Here is a 17,729-nt window from a genome sequence, read left to right as displayed (position 1 = left end):
CTGGGAGCCTAGACCTTGCCGAGGATATCGACGACGAAGACGAGCGTGTCTTCAGGACCGATCATGGGCGGCATGTTCGGCGAGTTGCCGTAGCCCTGCTCCGGCGGCACCGAGATGATCACCTGGCTGCCGACGGGCTGGCCGACGAGGCCGTTGTAGAAGCCGTCGATGACCTGGCCCTGCTGCATCGGGAAGACGACCGGCTGGCTGCCTGCCGCATCCGGAGCCGCATTGGGCTTCGCCGTGTTCCAGCTCGAGTCGAAGACCTCGCGGGTGTCCCAGTTGACGCCCGTGTACTGCACGAGGATGCTGTCGCCGGCGGCGACCGTCTCGCCGTTGCCCTTGATGGTCTGCGCGACCGTCAGCTCTTCTGGCGGCGTGTTGTTCTTGAACGTGAGGCCCGGCTGGCCCAGCTCGGTCACCGTCACGCCGGGAAGCTCGGGATGCGCGGGCTGCGGGAGTCCCTCGGCGCGGCCTGCGAAGACGTCCATGACGTCGTAGGTGATGACGACGGCGTCAGTGGGAGCGAGCTGCGAGCCTGCGAACGAGCTGCCCTCGCCCAGTGCGTCGAGCACAGTCGTGACTGCGACGATGCGCGAGCCGGGAGCTGCGCAGAGTGCTGCCGACTCGAGTGCGCGACCGTCTTCTGCGCTGCCGACGCTCAGGCCGAACGGTGCGCCGCCCTGCTGCGACGAGAACACGACCTCGCCGGTCGTGCCGTCCTGCACCGTGACATGCGCGATCGCCGAGTCGCCGACGCCGGCGCGCTTGCCCTCGCCGGCTTCTGCGAAGACGACGGAGGGCTCGTCGGCCGGAAGCGGCCCGTCGAACTCAGCTGAGACGGCTTCGCCGAACTCTCCGGAGAGCTCGACCTGCGAAGCGCCCTGGCCGGGCAGGAAGGCCGGCATGCAGCCGTCGACGGATTCGGGGGCAGCCGTGCACGCCGTGAGCGCGGCGCCGCTCAGCGCGAGCATGGCCGCAGCGGCAATTGGGCGAAGTCGCAATGTTGCTCCTTAGAGATCGTTCGTGTCGAGTTTAGTGCCCTGCAGGTCCTGTGCCTGCTGCTGGGCATCGCGTGCCACTCGTCGGAGTCGCTTGTCGCTGGGATTGCGGTCGCCGACGGCGCCGGGAGTCCAGACCTCGATGTCTTCGTCATCGAACTCGGTCTTGCCCGCACGCCGCTTGAAGTCGGGAACTGTCACACCGTCGGCCACGCGCCGCGCGGTCATCAGGAAGCCCGTGTGCGCGACCATGCGGTGGTCGGGTCGCACTGCGAGACCGTCGACGTGCCAGCCGCGCACGAGCGTCTCGTTCGAGACCGGCGCCGTGAACGAGCCGTGCGAGCGGATGGCCTCGACCGTGCGCGAGAGCTGCGGAACGGTCGCGACGTAGCAGAGGATGAGCCCGCCGGGCTTGAGTGCACGGGCCGCCTCTTCGATGCATTCCCACGGGGCGAGCATGTCGAGCAGGATGCGGTCAGCGGCACCGGGCTCGACGGCCAGGGGCAGCTCCTCCTGGAGGTCGCCGAGCCTGATCTCCCAGTTCGGGGTCTCGCCGAAGTAGCCGCGCACGTTGGCCTCGGCGATGTCGCGGAACTCGGCACGGCGCTCGAACGAGACGAGCCTGCCGGTTCCGGCGAGTGCTCGCAGCAGGAACAGCGAGAGCGCACCCGAGCCGACACCTGCTTCGACGACCGTGAGACCCGGGTGGATGTCGCCGAAGGCGACGATCTGCGCCGAGTCCTTCGGGTAGATGATCGCGGCGCCCCTGGGCATCGACATGATGTAGTCGTTCAGCAGCGGCCGGATGACGAGATGGTCGCGGCCGCCGATCTGCACGACGCTGCCGTCGGGAAGGCCGACGAGGTCAGCGTGCCAGATGGCGCCGTGCTGCGTGCTGAACTGGCCGCCTTCGCCGAGCACGATCGTGTTGATGCGGCGCTTCGGGCCGGTGATCTGCACGGCATCGCCATAGCTGAGGAGAGGAGTAGGGGAAGTCACCGGCTTCATCCTAGAGCGTAGACTGGACCGACGCCTGATCGAACCGGAGAGGAAGCCAGTGACGGGACCGATGCGAGGGAAGATCCTGCTGGTCGCCTTCGAAGGATGGACCGACGCAGGAGACGCCGCCAGCGAGGCACTGCGCCTCGTGATCCGCGAAGCAGAGCTCGAGCCGATCGACTCCATCCCCACTGAGCAGTTTCACGACTACACCTTCGTGCGGCCCATCGTGCGCCGCAACGACGAGGGCAAGCGAACGCTGGCGTGGCCCGAGACGCTGTTCCTCGCGCCGACGAAGCCCTCCAAGCAGGCCTCGATCGCAGAGGACGCCGGGTTCGACATGGTCGACAGCGTCGACGGCAGCCTGTACGCGCTCCTCGGCATCGAGCCGAACCGCAACTGGACGCTCTTCACGCAGACGGTCATCGACCTCGTGCAGCGCTACGACATCGACTCGATCGTGTTCCTCGGCTCGATGCTGGCCGACGTGCCGCACACGCGCTCGACTCCCGTGCACGTCACGAGTGACGACGCCGCCCTTCGCGAGCTGCTCGACGTCGCCCGCAGCGAGTACGAGGGCCCGGCTGGCATCATGACGATGATCAGCATGGAGGCCGCAGAGGTCGACATCCCCTCCGTGAGCATCTGGGCGAGCGTGCCGCACTACGTGCACTCGGCGCCCGTGCCCAAGGCGACCGTCGCGCTGCTCGACAGGCTCGGCGAGATCATCGACTACGCTCCCCCGCTCGGAGACCTCCCCGAAGAGGTGCGCGAGTGGGAGTCGGGTGTCAGCGAGTTCGCCAGCCAGGATGAAGAGATGCGCGCCTACATCGACATGCTCGAAGAGCGCCGCGACACCGTCGACTCCCCCAAGGCCTCCGGCGAGGCGCTCGCGAAGGAGTTCGAGCGGTTCCTGCAGCAGCGCCGCGACAGCGACGCGCAGGCCGACCAGGCCGAGGGCGATGCATCGTCGGATGACGACACGCCTCCTGAGGACGCCCCGCCGGTCTAGCCGGCTCGGGGGTCAGCGCAGGTCGATGCCGAGCAGCGCGTCGATGGCGTCGACCGCGAGGCTGTCTGCGCGGAAGCTCGCAACTGCATGATCGACCGCTTGGATGGCGGCTGGCGTGTTGAGGTCGTCGCCGAGGGTCACCCGCAGCCAGTCCATCACGGTGTCGCCGTCGGTGTAGCCCTCGTTCGAGGGCGCCAGGCGTGCCCACTCGCGCCACCTGGCCAGGCGCTCCTGCGCGTCGACGAGCTCTGCATCCGTCCACTCCCAGTCTTCGTGCCAGGCATGGCCGAGCAGCGCGAGCCTGATTGCGGCCGGGTCGACGCCGTCGCTGAGCAGCTCTGACACCTTGACGAGGTTGCCGAGCGACTTCGACATCTTGGCGCCCTCGTAGGCGACGGCACCCGCGCAGAGTCGCGCGTCGCTGAACGGCTGGCCGAGCGCGTGCGCGTGCTGCGCCTGGAACTCCTGGTGCGGAAACTTGAGGTCGATGCCGCCGAGCGTCGCCGTGAACGGCAGGCCGAGCGTGTCGCGCGCGATGACTGTGCACTCGATGTGCCAGCCGGGTCGGCCTTCGCCGAGCACCGTCGACCATGACGGCTCGCCGTCGACCGGCCCGTGCCACAGCTTCGGGTCGAGGGGGTCGCGCTTGCCGGCTCGGTCGGGGTCTCCGCCGCGCTCTGCAGAGAGCGCCAGCATCGTCTCGCGGTCGGTCTGGCTGAGCGCGCCGAGTTCGTCGGATGCGCGGCTGTCGAAGTACACGTCGCCGTCGAGACGATAGGCGGCGCCGGTCTCGAGCAGCTTCGCCACTGCTTCGGCGGCGGGCTGGATGTGGTCGGTGACGGCCACCCACGAGTCGGGAGGCAGGATGCGCAGCGCCGACATGTCGTCGCGGAACAGCTCGTGCTGCGAGGCGGCGAGCTCGCGCCAGTCGACGCCGTCGCGCTTGGCCCGCTCGAGCAGCGGGTCGTCGACGTCGGTCGAGTTCATGGCGGTGACGACCTCGAGGCCGGCGTCGCGCCAGACGCGCTGCAGGGTGTCTGCCACGAGGTAGGTGAACGCGTGCCCGATGTGCGTCGCGTCGTATGGCGTGATGCCGCACGAGTACAGCGATGCGCGGTCGCCGCCTGCGGGCAGCTGCACCTTCTCGAGTCGGCTGTCGTCGAAGATTCGGGGGCGCTCTGCGTGCCCGGGCAGGGTGGGTACGGGGGCTGGGTTCCAGGTCTTCACTGGCTCCAGCCTAGCTGCCGGCGAGGGGCTCGATGACTCCGGCGCTGAGCGCGATGATGATGATCACGCCGAGCACCAGACGCCATACGACGAACGGTGTGAACGAGTGGCGTCTGACCCAAGCCATGAACTGGCGGATGGTCACGAGCGCGATCACGAATGCGACCAGCGTGGCGACCGCCGTCTGGCCCATCGAGAAGACTTCGGCGCCCGGGTTCTGGATCGCCTGCAGCAGCTCGTAGAAGCCTGCTCCGAACACAGCCGGAACCGCGATCAGGAAGGCGAACTCGCTGGATGCCGTTCGTGTGTAGCCGAGGCCGCGCGCCATGGTCGTCGTTGCGCCCGAGCGCGACACGCCCGGAACCAGCGCGAGCATCTGCGCGAGGCCGATCCAGATCGCATCGATGGGACGCAGGTTCTCCATCGTGCGCTCCTTGCGGCCCCAGCGGTCTGCGATCCACAGGAGGATGCCGAAGAAGATCAGCGTGAATGCGGTGAACCACAGGCTGCGCAGCGAACCGCGGATCAGATCCTGGAAGAGATAGCCGGCCGCGCCGATCGGAATGGTCGCGAGGATGACGAACCAGCCCATCCGCACATCCGCGTCGCCCTTCTCGACACTCGGACCCCACTGCTTGAACCACTTGCGGATGATGCGCACGATCATCGGCCAGAAGTAGATGAGCACGGCGAGCTCGGTGCCGATCTGCGTGATCGCAGTGAAGGTGGCGCCCGGGTCTCGGCCGTCCATGAACACGAGGCCGAAGAGGCGGATGTGCGCGCTCGACGAAACGGGCAGGAACTCGGTGAGACCCTGGACGATGCCGAGCAGGATCGCGTGAAGCCAGTCCAAGGTTCTTCTTTCAGTAGGTCAGCAGCAGGTCGGTCAGGACGTCGGTGCCGAAGTCGATCGCCTCCAGCGAGACTCGCTCGTCGACGCCATGGAACATGGCGGCGAAGTCGAGGTCTGCAGGAAGCTTCAGCGGAGCGAATCCGTAGCCCCGGATGCCCAGCTCAGCAAGTGATTTGTTGTCAGTGCCGCCAGAAAGCATATACGGCAGGACTGTCGCCTCGGGGTCGTGGCGTCCGAGGGCGCCAACCATTGCCTCGACGAGCTCGCCCTCGAAGGGGTGGTCGAGGCCCTTGTCGTCGAAGATCGTCTCGATCTCGATGTCGGGGCCGACGATCTCCTGGATGCGCGTCCGGGTTGCGTCCTCGTGGCCCGGCAGCGGGCGCACGTCGACACGGGCGCTGGCGACGCGCGGAATGACGTTGTGCTTGTAGCCGGCGTCGAGCATCGTCGGGTTCGCGGTGCTGCGGAGACTCGAGAGCAGGAACCTTGATGCGGTGCCTGCCGATGCCGCGAGCTCTTCTGCCTTCGAGTCGTCGTAGTCGACGCCCTGCAGGTCTGCGAGGCCCTGGAGGAGCGCGCGCGTGGTGTCGCTCAGGTGCATGTCGAACTCGCTCTCGCCCAGCGCGTGGACTGCACGCGAGAGCTTCGTGATCGCGTTGTCGCGCATCACCTGCGAGCCGTGGGCTGCCGTGCCGGAAGCCGTCAGCTTGATCCACTGCATGGCCTTCTCGGCAGTCTGCAGCAGGTAGGCGCGCTTGCCGGCGACCTCGACCGAGTAGCCTCCGACCTCGCTGATGGCTTCGGTTGCCCCCTCGAACACCTCGGGGTGGTTCTTGACCATCCAGCCTGCGCCGAAGACGCCGCCGGCCTCCTCGTCGGCGAAGAATGCCAGGATCAGGCCGCGGCGCGGACGCTTGCCCGCGCGCAGGATGTCGGCGACCGACTGCATGATCATGGCGTCCATGTTCTTCATGTCGACGGCGCCGCGACCCCAGAGCAGGCCGTCGCGGATCTCGCCGGCGAACGGGTCGACGCTCCACTCGCTCGCGTCTGCAGGAACGACATCGAGATGACCGTGCACGACGAGCTTCGGCAGCGAGGGGTCTGCTCCCTCGACCTCTGCGATGACGGATGTGCGGCCGGGAGCCGACTCGTAGATGCGCGGGGTCAGGCCCAGGTCAGACAGGAAGGCGACCACGTACTCGGCGGCTTCGGTCTCGCCGTTCGAGCGGCCCTCGCCGTAGTTCGACGTGTCGATGCGGATCAGGTCGCGAGCCAGAACGGCCGTCGGTGAGAGGTCAGGAATCTGCATGGTCACAGGCTACCGTCAGTGGCGCTTCACCCTGTTGATGCGTGGCAGTGCCAGCAAGACTCGAGCCGGGCATCCGTGCACGAGAAGCCGCAGAATCTGCGGCTTCTCGTGCACGGACCCGCAGATTGCGGCTTCTGGTGCACGGGCTGCTGAGGAAAGGCCGTGACGTCAGCAGCTCTTTCCACGAAAACACAAATCCGGAGTCCACTCTGGTCCCGCCCAATCCACGAAAAACCAAAGGCCGTGACGTCAGTCACGGCCTTTGGTTTTTCCCTGTGCGCGAAGGGGGACTTGAACCCCCACGCCCTAATACGGGCACTAGCACCTCAAGCTAGCGCGTCTGCCAATTCCGCCATCCGCGCAGGTAATGATTCGCAATGCGAACCGAGAGACAACACTAGCACGGGTTTGACGCCGCCGCCGACACTCCCCCGCGTGCCCCGCATCCGATTCGTGAGAAGACGGTGAGAGTCCGGCAACACTGGCTCGCAGAACGCGAAACACGGCCAGCATCGTCACAGACTTGTTCGAACGCAGGATGACAGGAGCAGCGGGAATGACGAAAGCCAAGGTTCGAGACGGACGCTCCGTGACAGGAGTGTTCCTCGTTGCCCTGCTGGCCATCGACGCGCTGCTCATCGCGGTGCACTTCGCGTTCGCGCTGCTGGGAGTCGGCGAGTACATCGACCTCAGTCTGGCTGCCAGCGGAGGCTTCGCCGAGCGGGTGCTGCAGGGCAAATGGCTCGTGCTCGCTGTCATGTTCCTCGCCATTGCGGCACTGTGGCGAAACTGGCGCCCGCTCCCCTACGCGTTCCTCTCGTTCTACTTCTGGGGCGCCGACATGACCGATCTTCCGGTGCACTTCGGGCGCTGGCTGCGCGATGTGATCGGAGGCCCGCTCGCCGAGCCGGAGCTGTTCGGGGTTCCGATGATCGAAGTGCTCAGCACCTCGATGCATCTGCTGATGTTCGCGCTGTTCTTCATTCCGGCAGTGGTCGCCTGGCGTCGCGCCACGCCCCGCGAGCTGCCGATGATGCGACAGATGGCCTTCGCGATCATCGCGCTCGGGGTCTTCGGCATCGCCTTCGACGTGTTCTCGGCGTCGGTGCTGTCAGACGGCCTCAAGCACAGCTTCGGCGACTTCGTGGAAGACGGCGGCGAGCTCGTCATCGGCAGCTTCATGCTGTGGATAGCCGCGAAGGAGCTGTTCCGCCGCGGCTGAGCGGCTGCTGCCTCAGGAGTCGCCGCGACCGAAGTCCTCGCGCTTGCGTCCGAGCCTGAGGGCGCTTGCGGGGCGAACGGCATCAGACCCGAACCGCTCCTGGAGCCGGTCGACCGCGCGTTCCGCTGCCGACCATCCGGGGTCCTCTGTGAAGTCCTCGTCGTCGAACAGCGTGTCGCCGCCGTCGCCGGGTTCTCCGAGCGAGCTCGCCTGCACGCCCAGCAGGCGCACGGGAGGCTGCGGCCCCATCGCATCGAGCAGAGCCCACGCGGTCTCGGTGATCTGACGGGTGACATCAGTGGCGCGCGGCAGCGTCTTCGAGCGCGAGAGCGTCGTGAAGTCGTCGTAGCGAACCCTGATGGTCACCGTTCTGCCCGCAAGCCCGGCTGCACGCAGACGCTTGCCGACTCCCCCGGCGAGTCGCGCCAGCTCGCTGCGCAGCCCGACGGGATCGGTCACGGAGTCTCGGAACGTGTGGTCGTGGCCGATCGACTTCTCGCGCTCGCGCTCAGCGACTCCAGAGCGCTCGTCGCGGCCCCACGCCAGCTCGTGCAGCCGTGCCCCGCCCGCACTGCCGATCCACTGCTGCAGGCGCTCCAGCGGCGTCTCAGCGATGTCCTGCACCGTGCGCAGCCCGTAGCGCGACAGCTTCTTCTCGGTTGCCGGCCCCACACCCCACATCGCCGAGATGGGCTGCGGGTGCAGAAACCGGGTGATCTCGCTCGGCGGAATCACGAGCAGTCCGTCGGGCTTCGCGCGCATGGAGGCGAGCTTTGCGATGAAGCGGTTCGAGGATGCACCGATCGAGGCGACGAGGCCGGTCTCGTCGTGCACGCGGCGGCGGATGCCTGTGGCGATGTCGAAGGGTCGCCCCAGCAGCTTGGCCGCGCCCGCCACGAAGACGAACGCCTCGTCGATGCCCAGCTGCTCGACTTCGGGCGAGACGTCGTGCAGGACCCCCATGACCTGCTTCGAGAGTCGACGGTAGAGATCGAAGTCGCCGTCGATGATGACCGCCTGGGGGCACAGCTGCTTGGCCCTCGCCATCGGCATGGCCGAGTGCACGCCGTAGCGCCTGGCCTCATAGGTCGCAGCAGTCACGACCGAGCGCGTCGTGTCGTGGCCGATCACGACCGGCAGCTCCCGCAGATGCGGCTTGTCGAGCAGCGAGGCGCTCGCGAAGAACGCATCGAGGTCGACGTGCAGCACCGTGGCGCCTCTGTCGTCGACATCAGGCGTCGAGACGAGGCGGTCGGTGCCGTCCTGCTTGCTCATGAGACCAGCTTTCCAGCATCGCTGACAGAATGGGACGCATGCAGCATCCCTGGACCAGATATGTGTCGATAGGCGATTCGTTCGCAGAGGGCGTTGGAGACGAGGAGCCCAGCCTTCCGAACGGGGTTCGAGGCTGGTCCGACCGAGTGGCCGAAGAGCTCTCGAAGTCGGTCGACGGGTTCGCCTACGCGAATCTCGCGATTCGCGGCCGGCTGCTCGAGCAGATCCGTGTCGAGCAGGCTGAGGCGGCGCTCGCGCTGAAGCCCGACCTCATCTCGGTCTCTGCTGGCGGCAACAACATGCTGCGACCGGGCGCCGGGCCGGACTCTGTCGCAGCAGACCTCGAGTCGCTCGTGCAGATGCTCGGGCGTGACGGAGCGACCGTCTTGTTCTTCAACGGCCCCGACATCGGCAAGACGCCCGTGCTGCGGCAGATCAGGGGTCGGGTCGGCATCTACAACTCGAACCTCGCGGGCATCGCCACGCGCAACGAGGCGGTGGTTGTCGACCTGTGGAATGCCAAGCACCTGCAGGAGCCGCACATGTGGGCGCCGGATCGGCTGCACTTCTCACCCGTCGGGCATCACGAGATCGCCATGCTGGTGCTCGACTCGCTCGGCGTCGACCACTCGCTCGCGCACCTCGAGCCCGAGCCGCTCCCCCACAAGTCGTGGCGCTCGGCACGTGCCGACGACATCACCTGGGCCAGGCAGCACCTGGGCCCATGGGTCGTGCGACGCCTCACCGGCAAGTCGTCCGGCGATCTGCTGTCGCCGAAGCGGCCGGATGCGGTGCCTATCCGAACAGACCAGCGACCCAGCTGATCGCCATCTGCGGGTGGAGCAGACGGTAGAGGAAGTCGGGCGGCGGGATGACGCCGTCGGTCTTGACCTCGACGCTCGTGGTCGTGCCGAAGCTCGAGACCGTGAGGTTGCCGGGCGACGCTGACAGGGTGCCCGGCTCGACCTCCTGCAGCAGCACAGCGGCGGGCACTTCGATGCCCTTCCAGGTGACGGCGGTGAGGTCTTCCGCCGTCGATGCGGTGATGACCCGGTCGCTCCAGTCGGCCTGGTACTCGCCGACGACGGTGCCCTCAGGCAGCACGACCTGCTCGCGGAACCCGCTGTAGGCCTGATCGAGCAGGCTCAGCGAGGCCGTCGATACCGAGGCGGTGCCGGTGACGCCGACGACGACCGAGACGACGGGAACCTGGGTTCCGGCCACCTCGCGCTCTGCGAACAGCATCAGGTTCGAGCCGCTGGCGAACAGCGAGCCGGTCTTGCCGCCGGTGACGCCGTCTTCGCCGAGCAGCGGGTTGGAGTTGGCGGCCCAGCTGCCGAAGACCTGGATGCGCTCGACCCCGAGCAGCTCTCGGAGCGTCTCGTTGTCGTATGCGATGCGCGCGAGCCTCGCCATGTCGCCCGCGGTGGCGACGGAGTCTGCGCTGATGCCGACCGGGTCGACGACCGTCATGCTCTCGAGGCCCTGCTCGCTGATCCAGCTCGCGGCCGCCTCGACGAATGCCTCCTGGCTGCCGAAGCCCCAGTTGGCGAGCGAGAGGGCGGCGTTGCCGCTCGAGATGACGAGCATGCGCTCCATGAGCTCGCGCTGGCTCAGCTCGGCGCCAGCCCGCACATCGGTGAGGGATCCCTGCTCGGCGACCATGTCCCAGTAGTACTGGAGGTCGGTCTCGCCCATCGTGATCGTGGCACCGTCGGAGCCGGGCTCCATCGGGTGCTCCTCGAGCAGCACGAGCGCGGTGACGATCTTCGCGATGCTCGCCATGGGCAGCGGCTGGTCGTCGCCGGTCGACTCGATGGCGTCGTCGTGTCCGATGATGGCGACTGCTCCGGCGTCGGTGCCTCGCGGCAGCGCGAGCGGCTCGCCCTCTTCGCTGACGCCCGTGATGTCGTCCTTCGGCTGGGCGGCGACGCTCGGAGGCGACGCGAGCATGCTCGCCACCGCGTACAGCACGAGCACGAACAGCACGAGCACCACGGTTCCGGCGATTGCGGGATGCACTCCCCTGCGGTCAGATTCAGCCATGATCGGGTTCAGCCTCCTGCATCGAATTCCTCACTGCCCATGTTGCCACCGCTGACGCCGCTGCGACGTTCAGCGAGTCGACTCCGTGCATCATCGGGATGACCACCGTCGCATCGCATGCCGACAGCGCCTTGCGGTCGAGTCCGTGGCCTTCGCTGCCGAGCACGAGCGCAACGGGGCCGTCGGCTGCGAAGTCGGTCAGGCTGACGGCGTCGTCGGCCAGTGCGAGGCCGGCGATCGTGAAGCCGGCGTCGTGCAGGGCCTCCCGCGCGTCATGCAGCGAGCCGATGCGCGTCCATGGCACTTGCAGCACGGTTCCCATGCTGACGCGCACGCTGCGACGGTAGAGCGGGTCGGCGCTGCGGTCGGTGATGAGCACGGCGTCTGCGCCGAGACCGGCCACCGACCTGAAGATCGCACCGACGTTGGTGTGGTCGACGACTCCGTCGATGATGATGACGAGCCTGCACCCGGCAATGATGTCGGCCGGGTCAGCCATGGGCGGCCGGTGCATCGCCGCGAGAGCGCCGCGGTGCAGGTGGAAGCCGGTGATCGTCTCGAGCATCTGCTCGTCGGCGACGTAGATCGGAATGTCGTGATCGGCGACGAGGGGCTCGATCTGCGGCAGCCATCGCTCGCTGACGAGCACGCTTCGAGGTTCGATCCCGTTCTCGAGGGCGCGGGCCAGGACGTTCTTCGATTCGGCAATGAACACGCCGCGCTCAGGCTCCTGTTTTCGCCGGAGTGCGACGTCGGTCAGGTTCGTGTAGTCGTCGAACTCGGCGTCCTCGATGGACTTGACCGCAACTGTGTATCCCATGATCCCCCGTCCTCTCGAGTCTAGTTGTCCGTAGGATGAGCACGTGATCGACACGTCGCCCGAGGGTCTCGTCGCAATGCTCCGCGGCAAGCGGTTCATCGTGCTCACCGGAGCCGGGGTCTCGACCGAGAGCGGCCTTCCCGACTACCGCGGCGAGGGCGCGCCGCAGCGCACTCCGATGACCATCGAGCGCTTTCTCGAGTCAGAGGATGCGCGCGAGCGCTACTGGACAGGAGCCCATCTCGGCTGGCGGCTCTTCAGCGAGGTCGTGCCCAACGAGGCGCATCTCGCTGTCGGCCGCATGCAGCGGGCCGGCCTCGTGACCTCCGTCGTGACGCAGAACGTCGACGAGCTCCATGAAGCGGGAGGCGCATCCGATGTCATCCACTTGCACGGCAGGCTGAGCACGGTGCGGTGCCTCCGCAGCGGACACGTCTTCGACCGCACCCTTGTCGCACGCTGGATCGACGAGCTGAACCCCTGGATCGAGCAGCCTGACGCGGTCGCGCTGAACCCCGACGGCGACGTGACGCCGGTCGGCGATGATCGGATGCGCGTGCCGGCGTGCCCAGACTGCGGCGGCATCCTGAAGCCCGATGTGGTGTTCTTCGGCGAGCTCGTGCCGAAGCCAGTCTTCGCCAGGGCGCAGACCGCTGTCGACCAGGCCGAGGCAGTGCTCGTCGCGGGCTCGTCGCTCGCGGTCAACTCGGCCGTTCGCGTGCTGAACGCGGCTCGCAGACGCGATCTTCCGGTCGCGATCGTCAACCGCGGACCGACCAGGTGGGATGCGCGGGCCGACGTTCGCGTCGAGGGCGCGGCTGGCGAGGTGCTCAGCGAGCTCGCCGACGCGCTGATCGCGTAGCGACCTCGCGCAGAAAGCCGTGCAGCTCGGCTGCGGAGCGCTCCCACGAGAATCGCTCTGCCTGTGCAGCAGCTGCCTTCGAGCGCTCTGCCCACACCTCCGGCCGCTCGAGCTCGCGCACCCGCGCGGCGAACTCCTCCGGAGCGTCGGGGTCGGCGTACAGCCCGGCCTCGCCCGCCACCTCGTGGAAGATACCGATGTCGCTCACGACGACGGGCACGCCGAGCGCCATCGACTCGAGCAGCGGAATGCCGAAGCCCTCGTCGCGCGACGCGGTGACGAGCGCCGTCGACTGCCGCAGCAGCTCGGCGTAGTCGTCATCCGAGATGCCGTTGTGGAACACGATGCGCGCAACCGGCGCTGCATCCTGCAGCCGCCGGCGATCGTCGTCGCTGATGCGTGCGGCGAGGTGCAGCTCGTAGTCGGGCAGCTCGCGCATGGCCCGCACCAGGGTCTCGACGTTCTTGTAGGGCATGAACGACCCCATGTAGACCAAGCGCCTGCCGGCGGGCTCCTGGACCGTCACAGGAGCTCCCAGCGGCGCAGAGGCATTCGGCACCACGTGGATCGGGCGCACGTCGAGCCGGTGCTCGGTCATGAGCCGGCGCGTGGCGTCGGAGATGGTGACGACCGCATCCGCTCCCCGCAGCAGCATCCGCTGCGGCCACATCGCCTTGTGGTAGATGCGCCAGAGCAGCCTGACGAACCCGGGCAGATCGCGCGGCGGCTCGGGATGGCGGTAGTAGATCAGATCGTGCACCGTCGTGACCACAGGCCAGGCGCGGCCGATCGTGCCGATGGTCTGCATGGGCGAGAACAGCACATCGGCTGGCACGCTACGCAGCCGCCAGCCCGTCAGCGGCTCGAGCACGCCGACTTCGCTCGGCCCCACGACATGCGGCAGCTGCGGCAGATGCTCGAGCTGCCGCTCGTCTCGCACGAGCATCGTGACGTCGACACGCTCTGCCAGAGCCTTCGCCAGCTCGATCGAGAAGCGCGAGATGCCGTCGCGCGCGCCGTCCTTCACATAGCGGCAGTCAAAGAGCACGCGCACGCAGCCACCTCCTGATCGCACCGGCAGCCGGAGCGGGCTGCTCGTAGTGCACGAGATGGCCGGTGCCGCGCAGCACCGTCAGCTGCGCATCCGAGAACATGCCGCGCAGCTCGTGCTGACGGCTGATGGGCGTGATGTCATCGCGGTCCGCAGCGATGAGCAGCGTCGGCACGTCGACGTCAGCCGCGTACTGCGACACATCGTGCGAGACGGATGCGCGAAAGGCCCCCAGTAGGCTCTTGCGGTCCGCAAAGCTCGAGAAGTGCTGGTCATGCTGATCGTGAATCCAGCGGCGCATGTCGCGCTCGCGGCTCTTCGCCATGAACACGCTCATGCCCCGCACGATCGGAGGTGCTGCGAGAAGCTGCACGCCGAGCGGCTCGGGCAGGGCTGCCGAGAGCCGGTAGTAGCCGATGGCTGCGAGCGAGGCGAAGCGCTTGGGGCCCTCGAGCGCCGGTGCGCCGATCGGGTTGATGAGCACGATCCCGGGCGCCTCGAGCCCGTCTGCCGCGGCGTGCGCGGTCACGATCGAGCCGAAGGAGTGCCCCACGACGGGTCGGCCAGGGGCCTCGGCGGTGACGAATGCCCGCAGCCAGTCGGCGTACGCCTCGATGCCGGCATCCTCACCAGGAGCGGCGGATGCGCCGAACCCCGGCAGGTCTGGAATCAGCACGCGATAGGCAGGCAGATGCGCCGCGATGGTCTCGAGTCCGTGGTGGTCGCCGCGAAACCCGTGCACGAAGACGAGGGCCGGAGCCTCAGGGCTGCCGTAGGCGAACCACCTTGTATCGACGCCGGCGTATGTGCCCTCGTGCTCGGCGATCGGGGTGCGGTCGAGGAGGTTCTGGAACGGTGAGACGGCAGGCACCCTGCAAGCCTACGGCCACATTGTCTTCGGTTGCGGTTACGTTGGTACGTATGAGAGAAACCTCTTCCGACAGTGTCGCCGAGCCCAACGAGGCCCCCTGGTCAGCCCGGCTTGCCGTGTTCGACCTCGAGACCACGGGTGTGAACCCGCGCACAGACCGCATCGTGACAGCGTTCGTGGGCGAGCTGAACCTCGCCGGCGAGCTGACGCACTCACGCGAGTGGCTGGTCAACCCCGGCATCGACATCCCCGAGCGTGCGTCAGAGGTGCACGGCATCTCGACCGATAAGGCTCGGGCAGAGGGCATGGACTCCAAAGAGGCGGTGCACCAGATCTCGAGCCTGCTGGGCAGGCTCTTCGGTGCGGGCGTGCCCGTCGCAGCGTTCAACGCGGCCTACGACTTCACCCTCCTGGCGCACGAGGTCGACCGGCACGGGCTCGCGCCGCTCGACCCGACGCTCGTCATCGACCCGCTGGTGATCGACAAGCAGGTCGACCGCTACCGCAAGGGCAAGCGAACGCTCGGCGTGGTGGCGTCGCACTACGGAGCGACGCTCGATGACTGGCACGCTGCCTCTGCAGACGCGATCGCGGCGGGCCACATCGCCCAGGCGATCGGTCGCGCGCACCAGGATGTGCGCGTGCCGGCGCACCAGCTGCACGAGCTGCAGAAGACGTGGGCGCGCGAGCAGGCCGAGAGCTTTGCCGACTACATGCGCAAGAGCCGCGACCCTGACTTCAAGGCAGAAAGCGGATGGCCCGTCCGCGACCGATAGGTGCGAACGGGCCAGCGCGACTGGCGGGGCTGAATCAGCCGCCGAAGCCCTTGTAGCGGTTCTTGAACTTCTCGACGCGACCGGCGGAGTCCATGATGCGCTGCTTGCCCGTGTAGAACGGGTGCGAAGCGGACGAGATCTCAACGTCGATGACGGGGTAGGTCGCACCGTCGAGCTCGATCGTCTTGTCGCTCTTGGCAGTCGAACGCGTCAGGAACGTCTCGCCGCTGGCGAGGTCGCGGAACACGATGTCGTTGTATGCGGGGTGGATGTCAGTCTTCATGGAAGTCCTCGTATGCGGATGTTGTGAGAAAAGTCTTGCGGTGGGCGCCAAGAGGCGTCATGCACCAACGATCCACCCTATCAGCTTCAGGGCGGTGCTGCCACCGTCTCAGTCTGCGGCGCGTGCCGTGTAGCGGTCGCCCGAGCTCGAGACCTCGAGCGATCGGCCGAACGCCTCGCTGAGCTTCTCGTTCGTGATCGTCTCGCCGATCGGACCGGCGTGCACGGCCTTTCCGTCGGCCAGGAGCATCGCGTGGGTGAAGCCCGGCGGGATCTCCTCGACATGGTGCGTGACCATGACGATGGCAGGGGCCAGCGGGCTCTTCGCGTACTCGGTCAGCGAGTAGAGCAGGTCTTCGCGGGCTCCGAGGTCGAGGCTGCCGGCCGGCTCGTCGAGCAGCATGAGCTCGGGGTCGGTCATGACTGCGCGGGCGACCTGCACGCGCTTCTGCTCGCCGTCGGAGAGGGTTCCGAACGTGCGAGCAGCCAGGGCTTCGAGATCCCAGGCCTCGATGACCTCGCGCGCACGGTCGTGGTCGACCTTGTCGTACTCCTCGCGCCAGCGGCCGGTCACGGCGTAGGCGGCGGTCAGGATGGCGTTGTCGACCGTCTCGTAGGGAGGAATGCGGCGCGCGAGGTTGGTCGCGCTGAAGCCGATTCTGGTTCGCAGGTCGAACACGTTGACGCGCCCGAGACGCTCGCCCAGCACATCCGCCTCGCCCTTCGTGGGGTGCAGCATGGCTGCCGCAAGCTGCAGGATCGTCGACTTGCCTGCGCCATTCGGGCCCAGGATCACCCAGCGCTCGGATTCGTCGACGCGCCACGTGAGACCGTCGATGATTGCTCGTCCGTTTCGGACAACAGAGACGTCATTGAATTCGAGCACATGCACCATGGGAATCAGCCTAGCCGCGACGCGAGTTGATGACGGACTGGTAGACGGCGCGTGTCTGGTCTGCGATGCGCTCCCAGGTGAACTCTGCCTCTGCTCGTGCTCGTCCGGCCTCGCCGTACGCTGCGGCCCGCTTGGGGTCGGTGACCACTTCTGTCAGGGTCCGAGCGAGGTCGTCGACGAACCGCTCGGGGTCGACAGGCGTGCCGGTGCCGTCGGTGACCTGGTCGATGGGCACGATTCGGCCGGTGACGCCGTCGGCGACGACCTCGGGGATTCCGCCGGTGCCGGAGCCGACGACCGCTGTGCCGCACGCCATGGCCTCGAGGTTGACGATCCCGAGGGGCTCGTACACGCTCGGGCATACGAACACGGTCGAGTGGCTCAGCAGCGTCTGCAGGTCGCGCCTGGGCAGCATGTCCTCGATCCAGACGACGCCGTCGCGGGATGCGCGGAGGCCGTCGACGAGCGATCGCACCTCGTTCATGATCTCGGGGGTGTCGGGGGCGCCCGCGCAGAGCACCAGCTGCACGTCGGCGGGCAGCAGCGCTGCTGCCCTGAGCAGATACGGCAGGCCCTTCTGGCGCGTGATGCGGCCGACGAAGATCACGGCAGGGCGCTCGGGGTCGAGGCCCAGCTCGCGGGCTCGCTCGGGGTCGTCCACGCGGTGCCACGAGTCAAGGTCGATGCCGTTGTGGATCGTCACCACGCGCTCGGGGTCAAGCTCTGGGTAGACGCGCAGGATGTCGGAGCGCATGCCGTTCGATACGGCGATGACGCGGTCTGCCTGCAGGTACGCGGTGCGCTCGATGTCGCTCGAGACGCGGTAGCCGCCGCCGAGCTGCTCGGCCTTCCACGGGCGAAGCGGCTCGAGCGAGTGCGCCGTGATGACGTGGCCGACGCCGTGCAGCTGCGATGCCCTGCGCCCCGCCTCGTTCGCGTACCAGGTGTGCGAGTGCACGAGGTCGGTTCCAGCGGCCCCCGCAGCCATCTGCAGGTCGATCGAGAGCGTCTGCAGCGTCGGGTCGGCCTCTGCGAGCTCAGCAGCGGGTCTGTACGCGGTGACCCCCTGCTCGTCGCGATCGCCGCCGAATGCATGCACTCGCACATCCGTCGACTCGCGCAGCGCCTTCACGAGCTCTGCCGCATGCACCCCCGCCCCTCCGTAGATCTCGGGCGGGTACTCCTTGGTCAGAATGTCAACGCGCATGCGATCAGCGTACTTCGG

At 67.5% G+C, this 17,729-nt stretch carries 18 protein-coding genes and 1 tRNA gene; 5 read left to right on the top strand and 14 right to left on the bottom strand.

Annotated features, from left to right (window positions below; genetic code table 11):
* Window positions 1-8: 8 nt before the first annotated feature.
* A complete protein-coding gene (locus CZ674_RS06515; protein ID WP_086991706.1) occupies window positions 9-1,004 on the bottom strand; it encodes an FKBP-type peptidyl-prolyl cis-trans isomerase in 996 nt (331 codons plus the stop codon).
* Window positions 1,005-1,013: 9 nt separating this feature from the next.
* The gene (locus CZ674_RS06510) at window positions 1,014-2,000 is read right to left on the bottom strand and encodes a tRNA (adenine-N1)-methyltransferase (RefSeq protein WP_234988466.1); all 987 of its coding nucleotides are present in this window, start codon (window positions 1,998-2,000) and stop codon (window positions 1,014-1,016) included.
* 58 nt (window positions 2,001-2,058) lie between these two features.
* On the opposite strand from CZ674_RS06510, the gene CZ674_RS06505 reads away from it, so the two are divergent.
* Window positions 2,059-3,012 carry a proteasome assembly chaperone family protein gene (locus CZ674_RS06505; protein ID WP_143244660.1) on the top strand — a complete coding sequence of 318 codons (954 nt, stop codon included), beginning with the start codon at window positions 2,059-2,061 and terminating at the stop codon, window positions 3,010-3,012.
* Between the two features lie 12 nt (window positions 3,013-3,024).
* On the opposite strand, the gene CZ674_RS06500 is transcribed toward CZ674_RS06505, so the two are convergent.
* From CZ674_RS06500 to CZ674_RS06485, 4 genes are all read right to left on the bottom strand, one after another.
* A complete protein-coding gene (locus CZ674_RS06500) occupies window positions 3,025-4,239 on the bottom strand; it encodes a class I tRNA ligase family protein (protein ID WP_086991703.1) in 1,215 nt (404 codons plus the stop codon).
* Between the two features lie 10 nt (window positions 4,240-4,249).
* Window positions 4,250-5,092 carry an undecaprenyl-diphosphatase UppP gene (gene uppP, locus CZ674_RS06495; RefSeq protein WP_086991702.1) on the bottom strand — a complete coding sequence of 281 codons (843 nt, stop codon included), beginning with the start codon at window positions 5,090-5,092 and terminating at the stop codon, window positions 4,250-4,252.
* 10 nt (window positions 5,093-5,102) lie between these two features.
* Window positions 5,103-6,404, bottom strand: a complete 1,302-nt coding sequence (locus CZ674_RS06490; RefSeq protein ID WP_086991797.1) for a M20/M25/M40 family metallo-hydrolase — start codon at window positions 6,402-6,404, stop codon at window positions 5,103-5,105.
* Window positions 6,405-6,680: 276 nt separating this feature from the next.
* Window positions 6,681-6,766 (bottom strand) — tRNA-Leu (locus tag CZ674_RS06485).
* A gap of 194 nt (window positions 6,767-6,960) precedes the next feature.
* On the opposite strand from CZ674_RS06485, the gene CZ674_RS06480 reads away from it, so the two are divergent.
* Window positions 6,961-7,626, top strand: coding sequence for a hypothetical protein (locus tag CZ674_RS06480; protein ID WP_086991701.1), 666 nt, complete (start codon window positions 6,961-6,963; stop codon window positions 7,624-7,626).
* Between the two features lie 12 nt (window positions 7,627-7,638).
* Here the strand turns inward: CZ674_RS06480 and dinB are convergent, their stop codons facing one another.
* On the bottom strand, window positions 7,639-8,901 hold the full coding sequence (gene dinB, locus CZ674_RS06475) for a DNA polymerase IV (protein ID WP_086991700.1): 1,263 nt from the start codon (window positions 8,899-8,901) through the stop codon (window positions 7,639-7,641).
* A gap of 38 nt (window positions 8,902-8,939) precedes the next feature.
* On the opposite strand from dinB, the gene CZ674_RS06470 reads away from it, so the two are divergent.
* Window positions 8,940-9,725 (top strand): SGNH/GDSL hydrolase family protein, encoded by a 786-nt coding sequence (locus tag CZ674_RS06470; protein ID WP_086991796.1) that lies wholly within the window; start codon window positions 8,940-8,942, stop codon window positions 9,723-9,725.
* Here the strand turns inward: CZ674_RS06470 and CZ674_RS06465 are convergent.
* Window positions 9,697-10,947, bottom strand: coding sequence for a D-alanyl-D-alanine carboxypeptidase family protein (locus tag CZ674_RS06465; RefSeq protein ID WP_086991699.1), 1,251 nt, complete (start codon window positions 10,945-10,947; stop codon window positions 9,697-9,699). The two genes, CZ674_RS06470 and CZ674_RS06465, sit on opposite strands and share 29 nt — an antisense overlap.
* Window positions 10,940-11,767, bottom strand: coding sequence for a TrmH family RNA methyltransferase (locus CZ674_RS06460; RefSeq protein ID WP_086991698.1), 828 nt, complete (start codon window positions 11,765-11,767; stop codon window positions 10,940-10,942). The genes CZ674_RS06465 and CZ674_RS06460 overlap by 8 nt, the downstream gene beginning before the upstream one ends.
* Window positions 11,768-11,810: 43 nt before the next feature.
* On the opposite strand from CZ674_RS06460, the gene CZ674_RS06455 reads away from it, so the two are divergent.
* Window positions 11,811-12,629 carry a Sir2 family NAD-dependent protein deacetylase gene (locus CZ674_RS06455; protein ID WP_234988465.1) on the top strand — a complete coding sequence of 273 codons (819 nt, stop codon included), beginning with the start codon at window positions 11,811-11,813 and terminating at the stop codon, window positions 12,627-12,629.
* Here the strand turns inward: CZ674_RS06455 and CZ674_RS06450 are convergent.
* Complete coding sequence (locus tag CZ674_RS06450) at window positions 12,598-13,683, bottom strand: glycosyltransferase family 4 protein (RefSeq protein WP_086991697.1); 1,086 nt, start codon at window positions 13,681-13,683, stop codon at window positions 12,598-12,600. The genes CZ674_RS06455 and CZ674_RS06450 overlap by 32 nt on opposite strands.
* Window positions 13,667-14,551 (bottom strand): alpha/beta fold hydrolase, encoded by an 885-nt coding sequence (locus CZ674_RS06445; protein WP_086991696.1) that lies wholly within the window; start codon window positions 14,549-14,551, stop codon window positions 13,667-13,669. Before CZ674_RS06445 ends, CZ674_RS06450 begins: the two co-directional genes overlap by 17 nt.
* A 50-nt stretch (window positions 14,552-14,601) precedes the next feature.
* Between CZ674_RS06445 and CZ674_RS06440 the strand changes: the two genes are divergently transcribed.
* A complete protein-coding gene (locus CZ674_RS06440; RefSeq protein ID WP_086991695.1) occupies window positions 14,602-15,327 on the top strand; it encodes an exonuclease domain-containing protein in 726 nt (241 codons plus the stop codon).
* Window positions 15,328-15,361: 34 nt separating this feature from the next.
* On the opposite strand, the gene CZ674_RS06435 is transcribed toward CZ674_RS06440, so the two are convergent.
* From CZ674_RS06435 to glgA, 3 genes are all read right to left on the bottom strand, one after another.
* The gene (locus CZ674_RS06435; protein ID WP_086991694.1) at window positions 15,362-15,610 is read right to left on the bottom strand and encodes a type B 50S ribosomal protein L31; all 249 of its coding nucleotides are present in this window, start codon (window positions 15,608-15,610) and stop codon (window positions 15,362-15,364) included.
* A 108-nt stretch (window positions 15,611-15,718) separates the two neighbouring features.
* Window positions 15,719-16,504: an ABC transporter ATP-binding protein gene (locus CZ674_RS06430; RefSeq protein WP_086991693.1), complete on the bottom strand. Its 786-nt coding sequence runs from the start codon at window positions 16,502-16,504 to the stop codon at window positions 15,719-15,721.
* Between the two features lie 10 nt (window positions 16,505-16,514).
* On the bottom strand, window positions 16,515-17,711 hold the full coding sequence (gene glgA, locus CZ674_RS06425) for a glycogen synthase (protein ID WP_086991692.1): 1,197 nt from the start codon (window positions 17,709-17,711) through the stop codon (window positions 16,515-16,517).
* Window positions 17,712-17,729: the final 18 nt, after the last annotated feature.

It is taken from the genome of Agrococcus casei LMG 22410 (assembly GCF_900163565.1).
Classification (GTDB): Bacteria; Actinomycetota; Actinomycetes; order Actinomycetales; family Microbacteriaceae; genus Agrococcus; species Agrococcus casei.
The sequence above is the reverse complement of the archived record's forward strand: the minus strand, read 5'-3'. Positions and strand labels throughout refer to the sequence as shown.